Raw genomic sequence first — 18,414 nt, 5'->3', positions numbered from 1 at the left:
TCCCCTGGGGTCCGGCCCTTCGTCATGGCTCAGCCACAGCGGACATTGAGGCCGACAAGCACGGCACTCGTCGTCACCGGTGTACTCGTCGACGTCTCCGCGACCCAGCTGGCCGAACCTCGAAGACGGGCCGTGACGGCGATGTTCAGTCTCCTCGAGCCCAGCCCCAAGTCGAGCAGGTTCGTGGTCATCTCCAAGGTCACGGTGGAGCCGGCGGGCCCGGTGGGCGTCACCACCCCGCTCGCCACCACCGTCGAGTTGTCGGCGCGGCGGGCCACCCAGAAGTACTCGTAGCGCGGGTCGACGTGGGACCACGTCATCCGCGCCCCGGTCAGCAGACCCAGGATCCCGCCGTAGGTCTCGCAGGCCGGTTGCGCCTGGGCCACGACCTGGTGGGCGCCGATCGACGCGGTGTCGAGGGTGGCGGTATCGGTCCAGGCCGCCGAGGCCGCGCTGGTCGTCGCCACGACGGCGGCCACGGTTCCGGCCGTCGCAAGGTTCCAGCGTCGCCTCATGGCGCACCACGTTGGATGCCGGTGACGACGAAGCGGGCGGTGGCGGTGGCTCCCTGCAGCGTGGAGTCCGCGTTCGCGTCGAGGGCGACGATCACACAGACCTGTTCGCTGGCGCCGACCGCCAGTGGACGAGGGGTGGCGATGACGCCGGTCGGGCTGGTGGCCGAACCGCTGATCGCCGCACTCGGATACGTGCTCGAGCCTCCGGTGCAGCTGCCCGCCCGGTTGCCGCCCGCGACGGTCCCCGCATTGGTCGCGCTTCCGCCGGGGACGACGGTCCAGCGCAGGGCGGCCCCCAGGGTTCCCGATGTCGACCCGGTCATCGTGTAGTCGAGGGGCACCGTTCCGCCGTTGCCGACCGCGATGATCCGCGCGAAGCTCTCACCGGGGACCAGATCCGCGATCTGGAACTGTGTATCGACGAGCACGCCTCCCTCCCCGGCCAGCTCTCCGTTGAGCGTGACATCGAGCCGACCTGCGTCGAGGCTCCCGGTCTCGACCGTCGCTTCGTCACTCCAGAACGCCATCGTGCCGCCCACGCCGACGGCGAGCATCAGCACCACGCCGCTGACCCAGACGAGGACGGCCAACAGTCGAGGGCGCTGCTCAGCGGTCACCATCGCTCCTCCCTCAGACGGCGGGCCCAGACGCCGAGAGAGACGACGAACAAGCCGAGCACGATCCACCAGGGCGAGATCACGGTGCCCGCACCGGGGAGTTCGCCCGCACCGGCGCGCGGCCCGGCGGCCTGCCACACCACCTCCAGGTCGACGCTGCTGTCCTGGTGCCTGTTCGTGGCGCCCTCGTGGAAGAAACCCCGTAGCTCGACCGGAATGCTCTCACCCGCCTCGAGGGTCCCTCCCGGCGTCCACGTGGACCATTCGACTGTTCGCCACGGCCCACCGTCGATGCGCACATCCAACCACAGCATCCCCTCGCCGTAGAGATGCTCGTCGCCTTCCACGAGGACCTGGAAACGCGCATTAGCGGCCGTCGGACCGGCGTTGCGCACCACCATGCTCGTCTCCCAGATATCGCCGGGGACCCACCGCGCCTCGGGATCGAACAACGGCTCCGTCATCGTGGCGCTGCCGCCGCCGGGGGACAACTCGATATCCGGCGCCGGCATCGCCGGGAGCAGCAACGTGGACAACACCGCAACCGCCCCGAGGAGGGGCGTCATCGGGACACCGGCCGCGATCGGGCACGATCACGCCAGGCACCGGCGAACATCGCCAGGGCGTAGACCGACAGCCCGCCCACGATCACGAGCGTCAACGTGGCCCGCTGGGCGCCCGTGAGCCAGCGGTGCGCGTACCCGAGATAGGGCACGGCGTACCAGAGCTCTCCGCGCACCTGGACCGGACGCACCGGCTCGGGGTCGGCCGCGGCATTCGCATCGCCCTGTGTCACGAAGCTGCGCTCACCGTCCAGTCGCTGCTCGATGGCGGTCACCCGATGGGTTGCCGTCAGCGCCCGGCCCGAGGACAGCTGATAGGTGATGACATCGCCCACCCCGATGTCGCCGGTCGCGACGGGCCGCGCCACCACCAGGGTTCCCGGTGGCAGCGTCGGCTCCATCGACGATGTGAGGACCGCGTAGGGTGTCGCGCCGGCCAGTCGGGGAACCACCACGGCGGCCAGGAGAGCCGCGGTCGCGCCGAGGATCCCCATCCAGGCGAGGACCAGGAGCACGGCGGCCCTGACGGTCGCCGGGCGGCGACGGTGGGCTGCCATGAGCTCAGGGGTTCGGATCAACCTGGGTCAACGTCACCGTCAAGGTGTCGAGCGTGGCGGTGATGTCCTGCATGTCGTCGACATTGACCGCGGTGGCGTCGCCATAGGGGAACTCGACCAGGAAGGTGGCCGCCAGGACGTCACCGTCGTTGTCCTCGGTGATCGTGGCATCGTCGGCGAGGGCGGCGCCGCCCAAGGTGAAGGAGGCGTCGACATCGGCGGCGAACGATGCCGCCTCGGCCGGCACCGTGAACTCGAGGCTGTCGGGGACGTCCACGGTGGCGGCGAGGTTGTCGCCCGTCGCACCCACGGCGAAGCTGCAGGTGGTGGTCACGACGTCACCGGGCACGAAGGCCGTCACGGTCTCACCCGCCGAAGCGCTCCCGGCGGCGTAGACCCAGGTGTCGCAGTCGTCATTCGAGGCGAGGGTGAGGTTGCCCGAGGCGACCGGGCCGCCATCGGCCGAGTCCTCGGCCGTCCAGTACGCCAATGTGCCGGCGCCCCCGATCAGCAGTGCCGCGGCCGCTCCCGCGGCCAGTGCTCCCTTGGTGGTCTTGCGCATGTCGTCTCTCCCGGTCTCATGGCCGATCGAAACGGACGATCGGCTCCCGAGAACTATTGGAGCTCACGCTCCGGATAAACGGAAGACTGTATGTGATCTAACCCACATGTGGTTGGCGGCGGGAGCCGATCCAGTGCCACCCGGCGACGATGGCGGCACCCACGATCAGGCCCAACAGCGCCGAGGCCGCGGTGTTGACGAACCAGCCCGCGACCATGTTCGCGGGTTCGAGGCGGTGCACCGCCTCGTAGAGCGCGTGCCAGCCGAGCTCCTCGGAGCCGACGAGCAGGATGTGCCCGCCCACCCAGAGCATCGCCACGACCCCGACCGTCGCGAGCGTCGTCATCACCTTCGGCATCGCCTTGACCAGTCCGCGTCCGATGCGCCGCGCCAATCTCGACGAGCGCTCGGCCAGGGCCACCCCGATATCGTCCATCCGCACGATCAGGGCGACCACCCCGTAGACGAGGGCCGTGATGGCGACCCCCACGACGGCCAGGATGATCGCCCGCGACAGCAGCGGTTCGGAGGACACCTCGTTGAGGGCGATGACCATGATCTCCGCGGACAGGATGAAATCGGTCCGGACGGCCGAGGACACGACCGCATCCTCGGACTCCGGACCGTCCTGTGTCCTCGGCACCTCGTCGTGACTCTCGCCACGGAGCTTCTCCCACAGCTTCTCCGCACCCTCGAAACACAGATAGGCACCGCCGACCATGAGGAGGGGAGTCAGCAGCCAGGGGAGGAACTGGCTGAGCACCAGCAGCGCCGGGAGGATGAAGATCAGCTTGTTGCGGAGCGAGCCCTTGGCGATGCGGCCGATCACCGAGAGCTCACGCCGCGGATCCAGGCCTCGCACGTAGCGCGGGGTGACCGCCGCGTCGTCGACGATGACACCGGCGGCCTTGGCACTCGCCCGCCCGGCCGCCGTGCCGACATCGTCCACCGAAGCCGCGGCGAGCCGCGCGAGCGCGGCCACATCATCGAGCAATGCGGCCAGCCCGCCGCTCACCGATCCGATCCGTTCACCGGCTCAGCGTAGGCGAGCCGGCAGAACTAGTGTCCTGCGTCGGAGGTTCGTTGCCGAGAGGCGTCGTCTGAGTGGGTGCTCCGCAATCCCCCAAGGACTCCGTCCAGGGAGGTACCCCCACGGCGGAGCGCGGGCAGGCTGGGGGTACCGCCCTGCACGGAGCGAAGCGGAGTGCTTGGGGGAGGCGCCTTTCGAGTGACGCCAACGTCGCGGAGCGCCGCTTCCCCCACTCGCTAGCGCTCGCGGGAGGTGCCCCCAGGCGGCGAAAAGCGGTGATGAACTTTCGGCGCAGGACACTAGACTCGGCCCATGATCGGCTTCGGCATCGACATCGGTGGTACGGGCACCAAGGGAGCACCGGTGGATCTGACGAGCGGCAGTCTCGCCAGCAACCGCACTCGCTTCGCGACCCCCAAGAAGTCGACCCCGGAGGCGCTCGCCGATGTCGCCGAGCAGATCATCGGCTCCTACAAAGGACTGGAGCTGCCCGCGGTGACGGGTGTGGCCATTCCAGCGGTGGTTCAGCGTGGCGTGGCCCGGTCGGCCGCGAATATCGACAAGAGCTGGATCGACACCGATGTCGACGCACTCTTCACCGAGCGTCTCGGACATCCGGTCCACGTCGTCAACGATGCCGATGCGGCGGGAGTCGCCGAGGCACGCTACGGCGCGGCTCGCGGCCGTGACGGCGTCATCCTGGTCATCACCCTCGGCACCGGTATCGGCTCGGCGCTGATCGTCGACGGCACCCTCGTGCCCAATACCGAGCTCGGCCACCTCGAGCTGCGCGGCGACGACGCGGAGCACTACGCCGCCACCAGTGCACGCGAGCGCGAGAACCTCAGCTGGACCCAATGGGCCAAGCGACTGCATCACTACTTCCGCCATCTGGAGCGGCTGTTCTCACCGGATCTGTTCATCGTCGGCGGCGGCGTCAGCAAGAACTACGAGGCCTTCATGCCGCTCATCGACGTACGGACCGAGATGATCCCCGCCGACCTGCGCAACAATGCCGGCATCATCGGGGCCGCGGCCCTCGCGCACGACGAGGCCTGATCATGATGCGTCGTGGTTCCCGCCGCGACCTGAACGCATCGAGTTTCGAGCAAGTCCGCACGGATGATGATGCGATACGGCGGCCATAGCAGCCGCAACGCATCGCCCTCGGTCCCTGACCGTCGCCCCTTTCGGAGGTCTAGCGACACCCGGCCAACAGCGCCGTGAAAGCGCGACGCATCGCGGTCTCACACTCCTCGGCGGTGCGGCCGAGATCATCGTGCAGGATCGACCAGGAGTTCCAACTGCTCGCCGCCAAGAGCGCATCGCAGAGCGTCTCGGGAGCGGCCGAGACGGCGATCTCCGCGGCGAAGACCTCGGCGATCTCCACTCGCACGTTCTCGATGTGGGCACGGCGGCTTCCCCGCAGTGTCGAGGAGGACGCCTCCATCAGCTGCGCCGCGCGGGCGGCGGGCGCGATATTGGTGAGGCGGCGGGCACGGGCCGCGCAGAAGCGGTCGATCCGCTGCTCCAGCTCCAGTGCGGGATCGATCACGACCGCCAGCGCATCGTCGGAGACGAACCAGTAGGCGACCGTCTGCGCGAACAGGCTCTCCATGTCGCCGAAGGCGAGCCACAACGTGCGGACCGACACGCCGGCGGCCTCGGCGATCGTCTTGGCGCTGGGCTTGAGCGTCCCCTCACGCAGCAGCCGCACGTGGGCGTCGACGATCGAGGCGCGTGTCCGTTCGGCGCGCCGCACCCGGCCGTCGGTCTGCCGTGAGCCTTCCATGAGCAGTCAACCTACCCCCGTCGAGAAAAAGTTTCACTACATCTGCATAAAGTTCGTGACGTCGCTCACATCCATGTGTCAGGATGCTGCGCAACCAAGGAGGAGGGGGAGTCACCACGTGCTGAGCGTCAAGAACCTGGAAGTCGTCTACAACGACGTCGTCCTCGTGCTGCGCGGCGTGAGCCTGACGGTGCCCCGCGGACAGATCGTCGCTCTGCTCGGTGCCAACGGTGCCGGCAAGACGACGCTGCTGCGGGCGTTGTCGGGTCTGCTGGACATCCACGACGGCGAGATCACCAAGGGTCAGATCCTGCTCGACGAGAAGCCGATCCAGCGCTGGAACGCGCCCCGGATCGTCGCGGCCGGACTCGGACAGGTACTCGAAGGCCGCCGGGTCTTCGGCGAGTTCACCGTCGAGGAGAACCTGCGAGTCGGCGGCCACACACGCCGCGGGGGACTGAGCGAGAGCATCGAGGAGATCTACGAGCTGTTCCCGGTGCTCAAGGAGCGCCGCAAGCGCACGGCCGGGTACCTGTCCGGCGGCGAGCAGCAGATGCTCGCGATGGGTCGCGCCCTCGTCGCACAGCCGGACATCGTGCTCCTCGACGAGCCGAGCCTGGGTCTGGCACCGCGGATCGTGGCCCAGATCAAGGACATCGTCGTTCAGATCAACGAACAGCGCGGCACGACCGTCCTCCTCGTGGAGCAGAACGCGATGATGGCGCTCTCGATCGCCAGCCACGGCTACGTCATGGAGCACGGCAAGATCGTCATGGATCAGCCCGCCGAGGCTCTGCTCCAGGACAGCGATATCCGCGACTTCTACCTCGGCCGGGGCGAACTGGCGACCTCGTACCGCGACCTCAAGCACTACAAGCGCAGGAAGCGGTGGCTGTCATGAGCGAGCGCAGCGAGCGAACGATGGGTGCTGACGAATGCCGGGATCGTGGGGGTACCGCCCTGCACGGAGCGCAGCGGAGTGCTTGGGGGACTATCGTGCTTCTTCTTCAGGCGGTGCCGGCATGAGCGAGGACATCATCTGCTCGGTGGAGGATGTCGAGCTGAGCTTCGCCGGGGTCAAGGCCCTGCGAGGAGTCTCCTTCGACATCCAGGGCCACGAGCTGTTCGCGATCATCGGCCCCAACGGCGCCGGCAAGACCTCGATCTTCAACGTGCTCTCGGGGGTCTACCGGCCCCAAGCCGGGGACGTGCGCTTCGACGGCACGTCGATCCTCGGCGAGCGGCCCCATCGGATCGCCGCCCGCGGACTGGCCCGCACCTTCCAGAACATCGAGCTCTTCGAGAACCTCAATGTCGTCGACAACCTGATGCTGGGACGCCACCACCATCTCGGCTACAGCTGGCCGTGGGCGGTCGCCTGGCTCGGGCGCGCGCAGCGCAGCGAGATCGCCAATCGCCGGCGGGTCGAGGAGATCATCGACTTCCTGGAGATCGAGGGCTACCGCGAGCTCCCCGTCGGCATGCTGCCGTACGGCGTGCAGAAGCGGATCGAGCTGGGACGCGCCCTCGCGATGGAGCCCCGGCTGCTGCTCCTCGACGAGCCCGTCGCCGGCATGAACGGCGAGGAGACCGAGGACATGGCGCGCTTCATCCTCGACATCCGCGACGAGCTGAAGATCCCGATGATCCTCGTCGAGCACGACATGGGCCTGGTGATGGACCTCGCCGACCGGGTGATGGCGATGGACTTCGGCACGCCCATCGCCCTCGGCACGCCGGCCGAGGTCCAAAGCCATCCCGATGTCATCCGCGCCTATCTCGGCGCGGGCGACGAGGACCCCGTCATCGAGGAGGTCTCGTGAACGAGCGGCAGGAGAACGCCACCGCCCGGACGACACTGCCCCTGCGCATCCGCGAACGCGCCCGCACGTCGCCGGGGACCGTCGCGATGCGCGAGAAGAACCTCGGCATCTGGGATCAGATCACCTGGGAGGACTACTGGGAGCAGGCCACGCTCGTGGGCCACGGCCTGCTCTCCCTGGGCGTCGAGCCCGGTGACCGGGTGGGAGTCCACAGCGAGAACCGTTGCGAGTGGCTGTTCAGCGATATCGGCATCACCGCGGTGCGGGCCGTCACGGTGGGTCTCTATCCCACCAATCCGGCCGCCGAGGTGCTGCACGTGCTGCGCGACTCCGGCACCTCCGTGCTGATCGCCGAGGACCAGGAGCAGCTGGACAAGGCCCTCGAGATCATCGACGAGCTGCCCGAGCTGCGCCACCTGGTCTACATCGAGCCCCGGGGCATCGCCGGCCGCTACACCGATCCGCGGCTGCTGTCCTGGACCGAGCTGCTCGAACGCGGGGCCGAGCACCGCGACGCCCATCCCGACGCGGTCGACGCCCGCGCCGAGCAGGCCCAGGACGACGACATCGCCACGCTCGTCTACACGTCCGGCACCACCGGTCCTCCCAAGGGCGCCATGCTGACGATCGCCAATATCGAGTTCGTCATCGAGACCCTCGCCCAGCACGGCGCCTTCGTCGACCCCCCGGCGAACGACAAGGACCTGATCGTCTCCTATCTGCCGCTGTGCCATGTGGCCGAACGCGTGTTCACCACCTGGTTCAACGCGGCGGTCGGCACCCAGGTCAACTTCGCCGAGTCGATCGAGACCGTCCAGGTCGCGCTGCGCGAGGTGCAACCCACGATCGTGTTCGGCGTCCCGAGGATCTGGGAGAAGATCGCCGCCGGCGTGCACATCCGGATGAGCGGGGCCAGCCGGCTCAAGAAGCTCAACTTCGGGCTGTGGATGAAGGTCTCGCAGTGGATCGGGCGCCGTCTGGTCGAGAACGACGGCAACCACACCCTCGCGACGCGGCTGGCGTACGCGGCCGGCTGGGTGTTCCTCTACCGGCCGCTGCGCGAGCGGCTCGGCCTGGGCAAGGCACGGTACGCCGCCTCGGGTGCGGCGCCGATCGCCCCGGAGGTGCTGGAGTTCTTCATGGGCATCGGCGTCCCGATGCACGAGGTCTACGGCATGACCGAGAACAGCGCGATCGCCACGGCCAATCGGGCGGGGCGCATCAAGGTCGGCACCGTCGGCGAGCCGCAGGAGAGTGCCGAGGTGCGCCTCGACCCCGAGACCGGGGAGATCCTCACACGTCACGCGGGCACCTTCGCCGGCTACTGGAACAACCCGGAAGCCACCGCGCGGACGATCACCGAGGACGGGTGGCTCCGTACGGGCGATGTCGGCGAATGGGTCGACGGCACGCATCTGAAGATCACCGACCGCATCAAGGACATCATCATCACCGCGGGCGGCAAGAACATCTCCCCGAGTGAGATCGAGAACAGCCTGAAGTCCTCGCCGTACATCAAGGAGGCGATCGTCATCGGCGACCGTCGCAAGTATCTGACGGCGCTCATCGGGATCGAGCTCGACACCGTGGGCGACTGGGCGCAACGGCGCAAGCTCGCGTTCACCACCTACCGCGACCTGTCGCAGAAGCCCGAGGTCATCGAGCTGGTGCAGGAGGTGGTCGAGGCCACGAACACCAAGTTCGCCTCGGTCGAGACCATCAAGCGCTTCCGGCTCATGCCCAAGGAGCTCGATCACGAGCAGGGCGAGCTGACCGCCACCCAGAAGATCAAGCGTCCCGCGATCACCCGGCAGTTCGCCGCGGAGATCGCCGACATGTACGACGAAGAGGTGCGCGCATGAGCCCCGTTCCCGTATTCACGTCCGAGCAGTGGTTTCGATACGCCGCTCGTTCCTCACGGCTACTCAACCACCGAGGCGCAGCAAGCCGGTGGTTGAGTAGCGCAGGTCGCTCAGCGACCGGAGCGTATCGAAACCACCCCACCGCACGCCTACTCAACCACCGAGGAACCGGCACCCGGTGGTCGAGTAGCCACGGCGAGCGCAGCGAGCGCGTGGCGTATCGAGACCACAGGCAGGTGAGCGCATGACCACGTTCGCCCAGGCCGTGCTGAACGGCTTCGCCCAGGGCGCGATCTACGCGCTGCTCGCCCTCGGCTACGTCATGATCTACAAGGCCACGCACGTGATCAGCTTCGCCCAGCCGGCGCTGATGGTGTGCGGAGGACTGTTCACCTATCACCTGACCACGCAGATCGGCCTTCCGTTCTGGCCCGGCCTGGCCGGTGCCGTCGTGCTCGGCGCGCTGCTCGGCATGGCCGTGGAACGGCTGGCCCTCCGGCCGATGGTCGGCAAGCCGGTGTTCACCCTGGCGATCATCACCATCGGTGTCGACATCGTGCTGCGCATCTTCGCCAACCGGTACATGGGCCCCGATCCGCGCATCGTGACCTTCCCGAACGGCTCGCGGCGCTATGAGTTCCTCGGGCTGTCGATCAGCCATCAGCGCGTCTCGCTGATCGTCGTGACGCTGCTGACGGTCATCGCCCTCGTGCTCTTCTTCCGGTATGCCAAGGCGGGGCTCGCCATGCGTGCCACGGCGCTCAACCAGGAGACGGCGCTGGCCCAGGGCATCCGCGTGGGAGCGATCTTCGCCCTCGCGTGGGCGATCGCCGGCGGGCTCGCCGCCATCGCGGGCACCTTCGTGGCCGCCGGGTCGGCCGGCATGGAGCAGAACACCTGGATCATCGCGCTCAAGGCCCTCCCGGCGATCATCATCGGCGGACTCGACAGCCTGCCCGGGGCGGTGATCGGCGGGCTCGCTGTCGGCATCGTCGAATCGCTCACCGCCGTCTACCAGCCGAGCGTCGCGCCCTTCCTCGGCGCCAACTTCGCGCTGGTCGCCCCCTACGCGCTCATGTTCCTGGTGCTGCTCGTCAGACCCTATGGACTCTTCGGCACCAAGGAGGTGGAGCGGGTATGACCGCCACCGTCACGTCACCGCGCCGTACCCCACGTCCCCCGCGCGGACGGCCGCGGCTGCGCACCGCGTACCGCCAGGACATGGCGCTCATCAACACGCCCGCCAAGCGCCGGTCGACCGTCCTGCTCGTGCTGGCCGCCTTCGGGGTGCCGTTCTTCTTCACCGACGACCTTCTGCTGGTCTTCACCCTCGGCCTCATCGCCTCGGTGGGCGCCATCGGCCTCAACCTGGTCACCGGCTATGCCGGGCAGGTCTCCCTGGGCCACGCCTTCTTCCTCGGACTCGGGGCCTACACCGCGGCAGTGCTCGGTGGCGATCCCGAGGGCCGACTGATCGGCTACGGCATGCCGATGTGGGTGTGGCTCCCGGCCGCCGGAATCGTGGCGGCGATCGCCGGACTGATCGTCGGGCCGATCGCGGTGCGCCTGCGCGGCCTGTATCTGGCCATCGTCACCCTCGGACTGGTGTTCCTCGGCGAGCACGTGTTCCGCGAGGCGCGGACCCTCACCGGCGGGCCCGGCGTGGGCCGCCGCGGACCGGACCTCGAACTGTTCGGCATCCGCTTCTCCGAGGGCGGATCGCTGTTCGGCCTCGGCCTGAGCCGCGACCAGCAGCAGTTCTTCCTGGCCCTGGTCTTCCTGATCGTGTTCGCGATCCTCGGTCGCAATATCGCCCGATCGGGTGTCGGCCGCGCCTTCTCGGCCGTCCGCGATCGCGATGTCGCCGCGGCGGTCATCGGCATCAACCTGACCGTCTACAAGGTGATGGCCTTCGCGATGTCGTCCTTCTTCGCCGGCGTGGCGGGAGCGATGTACTACGCGGTGGTGGGGGTGTTCGAGCCCGCGGCCTTCGGCCTGCTGCTGAGCATCCAATACCTGGCGATGGTGCTGATCGGCGGCGTGGCGACCATCTCCGGGTCGATCATGGGCGCGATGTTCATCACCGCCCTGCCCCGTATCGCGCAGGAGATCGCCCACCTGTTCCCCGTCATCAGCACATCGACCGTCGGTGGCGGCATCATCAACGTCTTCCAGTTCGAGGCCATCCTCTACGGCCTCTTGATCATCGGATTCCTCATCTTCGAGCCGCGCGGTCTGTACGGCATCTGGATGCGCATCCGGAACTACTGGAAGGGCTGGCCCTTCTCCTATTGATCCCCATCACCTGATCCCTCCGAAAGGAACACCATGAAGCAACGCAGGTTCATCACCCGAGCGGTGGCGGGTGCGTCCATCGCCGCGCTCGTCCTGACCGGGTGTCGCGGCGGCGGAGACGACTCGTCGAGCGAGGCGGGCCCCGGCATCACCGACGAAGCGTGTCCCGATGCGGTCAACGAGGACAACGGCTGCATCTACCTCGGTGCGATCTCCGACCTCACCAAGGGGCCGTTCGCGCCGCTCGCCGTCCCGATCACCGATGCCCAGAAGGCCTTCTGGGAGCGCGTCAACGAGGACGGCGGCGTCGGCGGCTACGACATCAACATCAGCGAGCACATCGCCGATGCCGAGTACAACCCCGAGATCCACAACCGGCGCTACCAGGAGATGCGCGGTGAGATCCTCGCCCTCGCGCAGACCCTCGGGTCCTCGCAGACCCTCGCGATCCTCGATGACATGAAGGCCGATGACGTCATCGGCATCCCGGCCTCGTGGAACTCGGCCTGGGACTTCGAGGATCAGATCCTCCAGAGCGGCGCCAGTTACTGCTTCGAGGCGATGAACGGCGTCGACTGGGCGGTCGAGAACCGTGGCGTCGAGGGCACGGTCATGGCGATCAAGTACCCGAACGACTACGGCGGAGACGCCGCGGCGGGCGCCAAGGCCGCGGCCGAGGCCAATGACCTGGAGTTCGTCGAGGTCGAGACGCCGACCGGCCAGGACAATCAGGCCGGCGCGGTCGCCGCGGTGCTGGAGAATCAGCCGGACCTCATCGTGGTCACCACCGGTCCCGCCGAGATGGCGACGATCGTCGGTGGCGCCGCGCAGCAGGGCTGGCAGGGCACCGTGGTCGGGTCGAGCCCGACCTGGAACCCCGCGCTCCTGCAGTCGGCCGCCGCACCGGCGCTGGAGGCGATGTACTTCCAGGCCGGTCCGTGGGGCCCGTGGGACACCGACAGCGCGGGCCATGAGGCGATGCGCGAGGCACTCGACGGCGTCACGCCCAATGACGGCTACACCGCAGGCTGGGTGTGGAGCTACCCGCTGCTCGCCGCCATGGAGGCTGCCGCCGACATGGACGGTGGCATCACGCGGGAGAACCTCGTGAAGGCCGCGGGCGAGCTCGAGGAGGTCGACTACGAGGGCATGCTGCCGAACGAGGCCGGCAACAACGCCGGTGACCCGTCGGAGGTCGCGTGGCGTTCGAGCGTCATCAGCGGGGTCGACACCGAGGCCATGACCGGCGTGACGATCGCGCAGGAGCTGACCGCCGGGCCGACCGCCGAGGGCTATGACTACACCGAGCCCTGTTTCGCGCTGAACTGATCCCCCCGAGCCGAGATCTGCTCCCGTTTCGTCAACCGGTCCCCATCCCGGACGACGATCCGGGAGCAGATCTCGGTTCTTCGCGTGCGGCCGGTAGGCTGGCGTACCGTGTCCGACCTGACCGATCTCGAACGCCGGCGCCTGGAATCCCTGCTCTCCACCTACCCGGTGCTGGGCGAGATCGGCGCCCGTTTCACCGATGCCGGACACGAGCTGGTGCTGGTCGGCGGTCCTGTCCGCGACGCCCTCCTCGGCCTGCCGGTGCACGATCTCGACTTCGCCACCTCCGCCACGCCCGATCAGATCGAGGCGGTCCTCGCCGGCTGGGCGGATGCCGTGTGGGATGTGGGTCGGGACTTCGGGACGATCGGCGCCCGTAAGGGCGGCGACCAGCTGGAGATCACCACCTACCGCACCGACGAGTACGACCCCGCGACGCGCAAGCCCGTCGTCGCCTTCGGCGACACCCTCGACGGCGACCTCTCGCGTCGGGACTTCACCATCAACGCGATGGCCGTGCGACTGCCCGATGGCGAGTTCGTCGACCTCTTCGACGGTGTCGAGGACCTCGCCGACCGCCGTCTCCGCACCCCGGTGGCTCCCGAGCTCTCCTTCTCCGACGATCCCCTGCGGATGATGCGCGCGGCGCGGTTCACCGCGCAGCTCCATGTGTCCGCCAGCGACGAGGTCGTCGAGGCGATGACCCAGCTCGCCGAGCGGCTGCAGATCGTCTCGGCCGAACGCATCCGCGACGAGCTGTCCCGGCTGCTGTGCGCGGGATCGCCCGTCGATGGTCTGCGGCTGCTCGTCGCCACCGGCCTGGCCGACCAGATGCTCCCCGAGCTGCCGGCGCTGCGCCTCGAGCGCGACGAGCATCACCGGCACAAGGACGTCTACGAGCACTCGCTCACCGTGCTGGAGCAGGCGATCGATCTGGAGCACCGCCTCGACGAACGCCCCGATCTGGTGATCCGCCTCGCCGCGCTCCTCCACGACATCGGCAAGCCCAAGACCCGCCGGTTCACCGATGACGGCACCGTCACCTTCCATCACCACGATGTGGTGGGCGCCAAGCTCGCCCGCAAGCGGTTGCGTGCGCTGCGGTACTCCAATGACGTCGTCGACGCGGTATGCCGACTGGTGGAGCTGCACCTGCGTTTCCACGGGTACGGGTCGGGCCAGTGGACCGATGCGGCCGTGCGTCGCTATGTCCGCGACGCCGGACCCGAGCTCGAACGCCTCCATATCCTCACGCGGGCGGACAGCACCACCCGCAATGCCAAGAAGGCGCTCCGGCTGCAACGCACCTACGACGACCTGGAGCGCCGCATCGGCCAGCTGGCCCAGCAGGAGGAGCTGGACTCCCTGCGACCCGATCTCGACGGCAATCAGATCATGGAGATCCTCCAGATCGGTCCCGGCCGCGAGGTCGGCGAGGCCTACCGTTTCCTCCTGGAGCTGCGGATGGATCGCGGCCCGCTCGGCGAGGACGACGCGTCCGAGGCGCTGCGCTCGTGGTGGGCGGCAAGGTCCTGACCCCACCCCCTCCGGGGCGGTGACTTACGCACCTCTCGTCCGCATGGGCGGTGACTTACGCACCCGTCGCCACGCTCGAGAGGTGCCTATCCCACCGCCCCTGGACCTGAGGGGTGCGTAAGTCACCGCCCAGGGTGGGGTGGGTGGAGTCGCCCGACCTCGGCGTCGCGGTCCGGGCATCAGACAACGCCACCCTAGGATGGGACGGTGAGCTTCCGATCTGCCGGCCGCCGGCGCGCCCTCGTGGCCGCCCTCACCGGATGGCTCGTCCTGGGGCTCACCGTGCTGCTTCCGAGCCCGAGCCAGGCGGCGGAGGACGAGGAGGATCCGGGCGGGGGGCTCACTGTCACCATCGACACGCTCACCCCCTCCCAGCTGACGGCCGACGCGACGATCGAGGTCTCGGGGCGGATCGAGAACACCTCCGACGGCGAATGGAGCTCGGTCCAGGCCTATCTGGTGATGGCGCGGTCGCCCTTCACCACCCGCGAACAGGTCGAGACGGCCGTCCGGAGCTCGAGCACCTACACCGGCGAACGCGTCACGACCATCGGCCTGTTCGACGAGGTCGGCGACATCGCCCCGGGTGACACCGCCCGGTACGACCTCTCCGTCCCCCTCGACGAGGTCGGCCCCACGGGGGCGCCCGGCGTGTATCCGGTCGGCGTGCAGCTGCTCGCCACTGACCCCGACGGCGTCCGACCGCAGGACTCGGTGGCCCGGGCGACCACCTTCCTGCCGTGGATCGACGACCCCGCGTCGCCGATCGACGGCGGGCTCGTGTGGTCCTTCGTCCTGGACCCTCGCCGCGACGACGAGGCCGATGACGTCCAGGCCCTCCGGACCGCCGTCGGTGAGAACGGCAGGCTGCGCCGCCAGCTGGATCTCGCCGCCGCCCTGCCCGTGGAGGCACAGAGCCTCGTCATCGACCCCGCGGTGCTCGATGCCAGCCAGCGCATGGCCGACGGCGAGGGACCCTTCGACGATGTGAGCGACGAGGCCCGCGAGCAGGCGCAGTCCTTCCACGACGACCTCGTGGCCCTGGCACGCCGCTCCTCGGTGTGGAATATCGACTACGACCGGCCGGACTGGGCGGCACTCTCCGAGCGCCCGGATCTCGCCGCCGAGCTCTCACCGCAGGTTGCCGCCGCCACCCAGTCGGCCCTGGACGAACACGGCATCACCGGCCGCTCCGCACGGTGGGCGATGGAGACCGGCGTGACCGACGCGATGCTCGAACGTCATCGCGCCGAGGGCGACGCCCCGACGATCGTGCGTGCCTCGGCTCTGCCGCAGTGGGACCAGCGCGACGGATCCCTGGTCACCGTCGATGCCGAACACGGTCCCGCCCTGCTGGCCGTCAACGACACGCTGGGGAGCGCCGACGAGGTCGAGACGACTGTCTCGCTGCGCCAGCGTGTGCTGACCCGCGCCGCCCTCGCGACCCTCTCCCGCGCGGCCGACCCCGAGTCCGCCGCGGATGCCGTCACCTTCGTCGATCCGGACTGGATCCCCGAGCCCCGGGCGAACACCAGCGCCCTGGCCGCCTCGCTCCGCGGAGACGAGCTGGTCGAAGGCACCACCCTGGATCGTCTCGTCACCAGCGGAGTGGACGGCTACGACGGCGAGCTCCCCGCCAATCCGGTCTCCGAGCCGCTGTCTCCCACGGTGCTCAGTGCGGCCGCTGACCTGCTCGAGGCCGAGGACGCGGTCGCAGCCGTGAGTGCCGGCGCGGCCGAGGGCTCGCAGGCCGACCGCGAACTCGCCTCCGCGGTCTCCGTGCGGTGGCGCTCCGTTCCCGAGAGGGCGGTCCGCACCGCCGAGCAGCAGGCGGTCGAACGCAACGGCAGTCTCGCGGGCATCGAGGTGCTCGGCCCCGAGACCGTGACCCTATCGAGCAGTCAGGGGAGCTTCCCGCTCACCGTCAACAACCCCACCCGGCTGCCGATCTCGGTGTCGATCCTGCTGACCCCCGGCAATCCCGCGCTCAGCTCGAACCGCCTCGACCCGATCGACGTCGCTCCCGGTGAGCGGCGCACCGTCAACGCCGATATCGACCTCGGGCGGCAGAACTCGACGACGATCACCGCACAGGCCATGGCCGGTGACCGTCCCGTCGGCTCCGAGGCCTCCTTCAACGTCCGGTCGAGCCAGGTCGGCACGATCGTCTGGGTCGCGATGGGCGTGGCGGTCGCCGGCGTCGTGTTCGCGATGAGCCGCCGTTTCCGGAGACGCGGTTTCCGGCGACTCTCAGAGAGCGATGACGATGGCTGACGCTCCTCGATTGGCGCGCGCGAGCGCGTGGATGGCGCTCGGCACGGTCGTTTCCCGGGCGACGGGACTGCTGCGCTCGGTCCTGCTGATCGCGGTGATCGGCACGGCACTCAATGCCGATCTGTTCAACACCGCCAACTCGATACCCAACTCGCTCTACATCCTCGTCGCCGGCGGGGTGTTCAATGTCGTGCTGGTGCCGCAGCTGGTCCGGGCTATGCGCAACGATCCCGATGGCGGGGACGCGTACGCCAACCGCATCATCACGCTCGGCATGCTGGTGCTCCTCGGCGCCACGATCCTGTTGATGCTGGCAGTGCCGCTCATCATGCGGATCATCTACGCCGATCTCTTCACCCCGGAGTTCACGGCCCAGCGCCAGTCGGCCTATCTGCTGATGCTCCTGTGCCTGCCGCAGGTCTTCTTCTACGGGGCATTCGTGCTCGTCGGCCAGATCCTCAATGCCCGCGAGCGCTTCGGGCCGATGATGTGGGCGCCGATCGTGAACAATCTGACGGCCCTGGTCGTGCTCGGCATCTATGCCGTCGTCTTCGGCGCCGATCGTGGTGGAACCGGGGGATTCTCCACGGCCGAGTCATTGCTGCTCGGCATCGGTTCCACGCTCGGCATCGTCATCCAGGCCGCCGTGCTAGTGCCGTTCCTCGGGCGCGTCGGATTCCGGTACCGTCCACGCTTCGACTTCCGCGGGGTCGGGCTCGGGCACACGCTGCGGCTCGGCGCCTGGACGCTCGGCTTCATCATCGTCAATCAGATTGCCTTCTTCGTCATCGCGCGGCTGGGTGTGCGAGCGACCAGTGAGGGGCGCGCGCGCGACGTCCCGGCGGCCGGCACGACCGTGTACGACTTCGGCTTCCTGCTCGCCCAGGTGCCCCACGGCATCATCACCGTGTCCGTGGCCACCGCGATCATCCCGACGCTCTCCGCCTATGCGGCCGCGGGTCGTGTGGACCGGGTCGGCGTCGAGATCGGGCGCACGCTCCGGCTCGTCGTGAGCCTCGTCGTCCCGATCGCGGTCGCCGTCGGCGTCCTCGGGCCGTCGCTGGCCCGGCTCCTGCCCGGCGAGAACCCGGCGATCGGGATGACGATCTCCGCCTTCGCCCTCGGGATGGTGGCCTTCACGATCCACTACGTGGTCCTGCGCGGCTTCTATGCTATGGAGGACACGCGGACGCCGTTCTGGATCCAACTGGTGATCATGGCGGTGAACCTCGGCACCGCCGTCGTGGCGACGCGCCTCGTCGAGCCCGTCTGGGTCGCCACCGTGCTCGCGGTCTGCTGGAGCCTCGCCTATGTGATCGGTCTCGCGGTCGCCTTCGCACTGCTGTCGCGGCGCGTGGGCGGGACACTGGTCGACCACGAGATGGCCTGGTTCCTGCTGAAGATGGCGTTGCTCACCCTCATGATGTGCGGCGTCATGGTGGCCGCGAGCCTCGTCTGGGTGTTGTTCGAGCCGACACCCGGCGGCGCCACGACCGCCATCGCGCAACTCTGCGTCGTGGGTGGCGTCGGAACGGTCACCTATCTGTTCATGGCGGAGGTGCTCGGGATGAACGAGCTGCGCTATGTGCTCACGAGCCTGGTGGGGTCGCGACGGCGCTAGGGCTCTCGGGCGTGGCTGACACGACGCATGGGGCGAAC

At 68.7% G+C, this 18,414-nt stretch carries 17 protein-coding genes; 10 read left to right on the top strand and 7 right to left on the bottom strand.

Translation table 11 applies throughout. The annotated features are described in order from the left end of the window. Window positions 1–29: 29 nt before the first annotated feature. From JL108_RS10535 to JL108_RS10510, 6 genes are all read right to left on the bottom strand, one after another. Entirely contained in the window at window positions 30–515 is a 486-nt protein-coding gene (locus tag JL108_RS10535) for a hypothetical protein (protein ID WP_205198236.1), read from the bottom strand. Continuing rightward, window positions 512–1,135 carry a TasA family protein gene (locus JL108_RS10530; RefSeq protein ID WP_205198235.1) on the bottom strand — a complete coding sequence of 208 codons (624 nt, stop codon included), beginning with the start codon at window positions 1,133–1,135 and terminating at the stop codon, window positions 512–514. Before JL108_RS10530 ends, JL108_RS10535 begins: the two co-directional genes overlap by 4 nt. Next, on the bottom strand, window positions 1,129–1,698 hold the full coding sequence (locus JL108_RS10525) for a hypothetical protein (RefSeq protein WP_205198234.1): 570 nt from the start codon (window positions 1,696–1,698) through the stop codon (window positions 1,129–1,131). Before JL108_RS10525 ends, JL108_RS10530 begins: the two co-directional genes overlap by 7 nt. Further along, on the bottom strand, window positions 1,695–2,252 hold the full coding sequence (locus tag JL108_RS10520) for a signal peptidase I (protein WP_205198233.1): 558 nt from the start codon (window positions 2,250–2,252) through the stop codon (window positions 1,695–1,697). Before JL108_RS10520 ends, JL108_RS10525 begins: the two co-directional genes overlap by 4 nt. 4 nt (window positions 2,253–2,256) lie before the next feature. Beyond that, entirely contained in the window at window positions 2,257–2,814 is a 558-nt protein-coding gene (locus JL108_RS10515; RefSeq protein ID WP_205198232.1) for an alternate-type signal peptide domain-containing protein, read from the bottom strand. 97 nt (window positions 2,815–2,911) lie between these two features. Continuing rightward, a complete protein-coding gene (locus tag JL108_RS10510) occupies window positions 2,912–3,829 on the bottom strand; it encodes a DUF808 domain-containing protein (RefSeq protein ID WP_205198231.1) in 918 nt (305 codons plus the stop codon). Between the two features lie 327 nt (window positions 3,830–4,156). On the opposite strand from JL108_RS10510, the gene ppgK reads away from it, so the two are divergent. Next, the gene (gene ppgK / locus JL108_RS10505; RefSeq protein WP_205198230.1) at window positions 4,157–4,903 is read left to right on the top strand and encodes a polyphosphate--glucose phosphotransferase; all 747 of its coding nucleotides are present in this window, start codon (window positions 4,157–4,159) and stop codon (window positions 4,901–4,903) included. Window positions 4,904–5,042: 139 nt separating this feature from the next. On the opposite strand, the gene JL108_RS10500 is transcribed toward ppgK, so the two are convergent. Further along, window positions 5,043–5,636 carry a TetR/AcrR family transcriptional regulator gene (locus JL108_RS10500; RefSeq protein WP_205198229.1) on the bottom strand — a complete coding sequence of 198 codons (594 nt, stop codon included), beginning with the start codon at window positions 5,634–5,636 and terminating at the stop codon, window positions 5,043–5,045. Window positions 5,637–5,754: 118 nt separating this feature from the next. Here JL108_RS10500 and JL108_RS10495 point away from each other — a divergent pair, with 118 nt between their 5' ends. The 9 genes from JL108_RS10495 to murJ all read left to right on the top strand — a co-directional run bounded on the left by JL108_RS10495 (window position 5,755) and on the right by murJ (window position 18,376). Continuing rightward, window positions 5,755–6,537 (top strand): ABC transporter ATP-binding protein, encoded by a 783-nt coding sequence (locus JL108_RS10495; protein ID WP_205198228.1) that lies wholly within the window; start codon window positions 5,755–5,757, stop codon window positions 6,535–6,537. 121 nt (window positions 6,538–6,658) lie between these two features. Beyond that, a complete protein-coding gene (locus JL108_RS10490) occupies window positions 6,659–7,459 on the top strand; it encodes an ABC transporter ATP-binding protein (RefSeq protein ID WP_205198227.1) in 801 nt (266 codons plus the stop codon). After that, the gene (locus JL108_RS10485) at window positions 7,456–9,321 is read left to right on the top strand and encodes an AMP-binding protein (protein WP_307837241.1); all 1,866 of its coding nucleotides are present in this window, start codon (window positions 7,456–7,458) and stop codon (window positions 9,319–9,321) included. The genes JL108_RS10490 and JL108_RS10485 overlap by 4 nt, the downstream gene beginning before the upstream one ends. A 244-nt stretch (window positions 9,322–9,565) precedes the next feature. Beyond that, on the top strand, window positions 9,566–10,462 hold the full coding sequence (locus JL108_RS10480; protein WP_205198226.1) for a branched-chain amino acid ABC transporter permease: 897 nt from the start codon (window positions 9,566–9,568) through the stop codon (window positions 10,460–10,462). Then, window positions 10,459–11,616, top strand: a complete 1,158-nt coding sequence (locus tag JL108_RS10475; RefSeq protein ID WP_143914651.1) for a branched-chain amino acid ABC transporter permease — start codon at window positions 10,459–10,461, stop codon at window positions 11,614–11,616. The genes JL108_RS10480 and JL108_RS10475 overlap by 4 nt, the downstream gene beginning before the upstream one ends. Before the next feature lie 33 nt (window positions 11,617–11,649). Continuing rightward, window positions 11,650–12,945, top strand: coding sequence for an ABC transporter substrate-binding protein (locus JL108_RS10470; protein ID WP_205198225.1), 1,296 nt, complete (start codon window positions 11,650–11,652; stop codon window positions 12,943–12,945). A 15-nt stretch (window positions 12,946–12,960) separates the two neighbouring features. Then, on the top strand, window positions 12,961–14,481 hold the full coding sequence (locus JL108_RS10465; protein WP_374190849.1) for a CCA tRNA nucleotidyltransferase: 1,521 nt from the start codon (window positions 12,961–12,963) through the stop codon (window positions 14,479–14,481). A gap of 207 nt (window positions 14,482–14,688) precedes the next feature. Continuing rightward, a complete protein-coding gene (locus JL108_RS10460; RefSeq protein WP_205198224.1) occupies window positions 14,689–16,755 on the top strand; it encodes a DUF6049 family protein in 2,067 nt (688 codons plus the stop codon). Next, entirely contained in the window at window positions 16,748–18,376 is a 1,629-nt protein-coding gene (gene murJ, locus JL108_RS10455; RefSeq protein ID WP_205198223.1) for a murein biosynthesis integral membrane protein MurJ, read from the top strand. Before JL108_RS10460 ends, murJ begins: the two co-directional genes overlap by 8 nt. Window positions 18,377–18,414 lie beyond the last annotated feature (38 nt).

Origin of the sequence: Aeromicrobium sp. YIM 150415, from assembly GCF_016918125.1 — a bacterium.
GTDB lineage: Bacteria > Actinomycetota > Actinomycetes > Propionibacteriales > Nocardioidaceae > Aeromicrobium > Aeromicrobium piscarium.
The sequence above is the reverse complement of the archived record's forward strand: the minus strand, read 5'-3'. Positions and strand labels throughout refer to the sequence as shown.